Here is a 2,900-nt window from a genome sequence, read left to right on the forward strand (position 1 = left end):
CCGCATCTCCGCGACGGCCACTACAAGGGAGCGCAGGGACTGGGAAACGCCGTCGGGTATCGGTACCCGCACAGCAGTCCGGGCGGCGTGCTGGGGCAGCAGTATCCGCCGGACGAGCTGGTGGGCGTGAACTACTACGAGCCCACCGAACACGGTGCCGAGCGCGAAATCGCGACCAGGGTGGGGAAACTGCGACGCATCATCCGAGGCCGATAGGCCCTCGAGTCGGCACAGGGTCTGACGACGCTAACCTGTATCTGTGCAGACCCATGAGATCCGCAGGCGTTTCCTCGACCATTTCGTGAAGGCGGGACACACCGAAGTACCCAGTGCGTCGTTGATTCTCGACGACCCGAACCTGCTGTTCGTCAACGCGGGCATGGTCCCCTTCGTGCCGTTCTTCCTCGGTCAGCAGACACCGCCGTACAAGACGGCGACGAGCGTCCAGAAGTGCGTGCGCACCCTCGACATCGAGAACGTCGGTATCACCACCCGCCACAACACGTTCTTCCAGATGGCAGGCAACTTCTCGTTCGGTGACTACTTCAAGCGCGACGCCATTCGGCACGCCTGGTCGCTGTTGACCGACAGTGTCGAGGACGGTGGGTACGGGTTCGACCCCGAGCGCATCTGGGCCACTGCATATCTCGACGACGACGAGGCCATCGAACTCTGGAAGGAGATCGCCGGCCTGCCCGACGATCGAATTCAACGGCGCGGAATGGCCGACAACTACTGGTCCATGGGCATTCCCGGCCCATGCGGCCCGTGCTCGGAGATCTACTACGACCGCGGACCCGAGTTCGGTGCCGAGGGCGGTCCAGAAGCCGACGAGGATCGGTACATCGAGATCTGGAACCTCGTGTTCATGCAGAACGAGCGCGGCAAGGGAATCAGCAAGGACGACTTCGAGATCCTCGGTCCGTTGCCGAAACAGAACATCGACACCGGCATGGGCGTCGAGCGCGTCGCGTTTCTGCTGCAGGGCGTGGACAACGTCTACGAGACCGACCTCGTTCGGCCGGTGATCGCCAAGGCCGAGGAGCTCTCGGGACGCGCCTACGGTGCGAATCACGAAAACGACGTCCGTTTCCGCGTCATCGCCGATCACGCGCGCACCGCTGCGCTGCTCATCTCCGACGGGGTCAACCCCGGCAACGACGGTCGCGGCTACGTACTGCGCCGGTTGCTGCGCCGCATCGTACGCTCGGCACGTCTGCTGGGAGCACCCGACGAGACCATGGCTCAGTTCGTCACCGTCGTGCGCGACACGATGGCCGAGTCCTACCCGAACCTCGTCACCGACTTCGATCGCATCCTCACCGTCGCGGTGGGGGAGGAGACGGCGTTTCTCAAGACCCTCACCTCGGGCTCACGACTGTTCGAGGGTGCCGCCGAGGCAGTCAAGGCGTCGGGTGCGAAGAAGATCGGCGGCGCAGAAGCATTCGCGCTGCACGACACCTACGGGTTCCCGATCGATCTGACGCTCGAGATGGCCGCCGAGGCGGGGCTGTCTGTCGACGAGGACGGATTCCGATCGCTGATGGCCGAGCAGCGCAACCGGGCCAAGGACGACGCCCGCGCCCGCAAGCACGCGCACGCCGACCTGACGGTCTACAAGGATTTCGTCGACGGTTCGCCGACCGAGTTCACCGGATTCGACGAACTCGGTTCCGACGCAACAGTGTTGGCGTTGATCTCCAACGGCGTCCGGGTTCCGACCGCGGTTGCGGGAGACAGAATCGAGATCATTCTCGATCGCAGTCCGCTCTACGCCGAGTCCGGTGGTCAGATCGCCGACATCGGCACGATCACCGCCCCTGGCCTCGGTGTCAAGGTCAACGACGTGCAGAAGATCGCCAAGAAGCTCTGGACGCACAAGTCCGTGGTCGAGTCGGGTCAGATCACCGAAGGCGACACCGTCCACGTCGACGTCGATCACGCCTGGCGCAAGGGTGCGACGCAGGGCCACTCGGGTACGCACATGGTGCATGCGGCACTGAGACAGGTCCTCGGGCCGAACGCGACGCAGGCGGGATCGCTCAACAAGCCCGGCTACCTCAGGTTCGACTTCTCGTGGCAGGGCGCACTCTCGGAGGCCCAGCGCGACGACATCGAGAACGTCGCAAACGACGCGGTGGGTTCGGACTTCGCGGTCAACACTCTGGTCACCGACCTCGACAGCGCCAAGAAGATGGGCGCGATGGCCCTGTTCGGCGAGAACTACGGCGACGAAGTGCGCGTCGTCGAAATCGGCGGACCGTTCTCGATGGAACTGTGCGGTGGTACGCACGTGCAGCACTCGTCGCAGATCGGCCCTGTCACCATTCTCGGTGAATCGTCCGTCGCTCCGGAGTGCGCCGAGTCGAAGCCTTCGTCGGCCTCGATTCGTACCGCTATCTCGCCAAGGAACGCGCACTGCTGGCCGGCATCGCGTCCTCGCTGAAGGTGCCGTCCGAGGAGGTCCCGGCCCGCATCGAAACCATGGTCGAGCGCCTGCGCGTCGCGGAGAAGGAACTCGACGCCGTCAAGGCCGCTGCCGTGCTGGCCTCGGCAGGTGAGTTCGTCGGCAAGGCCGAGCGATTCGGTGATGTGCGAGCGGTGGTCGCTCAGGCACCGGACGGCGTCGGCGGCAATGACCTGCGCACCCTGGTGACCGACATTCGCGGACGGCTGGGCACCGACCCGGCCGTGGTGGTGTTGTTCGGCACCGTGAACGGCAAGGTCCCGTTCGTGGTCTCGACCAACAAGGCAGCTCAGGATGCAGGCGTCGCGGCAGGCGATCTGGTGGCGGCCTTCGGTCCGAGCATCGGTGGCCGAGGCGGCGGCAAGCCCGAGCTGGCTCAGGGGTCGGGATCGGACGTCGCCGGAATCGCAGCCGGTATCGAGCCGCCCGGGCT

The 2,900-nt window shown here is 65.1% G+C and carries 2 pseudogenes; both read left to right on the forward strand.

The features are described from left to right. Positions 1 to 216, forward strand: a pseudogene (locus RHBS_RS26285) (replication-associated recombination protein A); the annotation flags it as partial. Between the two features lie 43 nt (positions 217 to 259). Further along, positions 260 to 2,900, forward strand: a pseudogene (gene alaS, locus RHBS_RS26290) (alanine--tRNA ligase); the annotation flags it as partial.

The organism is Rhodococcus sp. BS-15, from assembly GCF_000813105.1.
Taxonomy (GTDB): Bacteria; Actinomycetota; Actinomycetes; order Mycobacteriales; family Mycobacteriaceae; genus Rhodococcoides.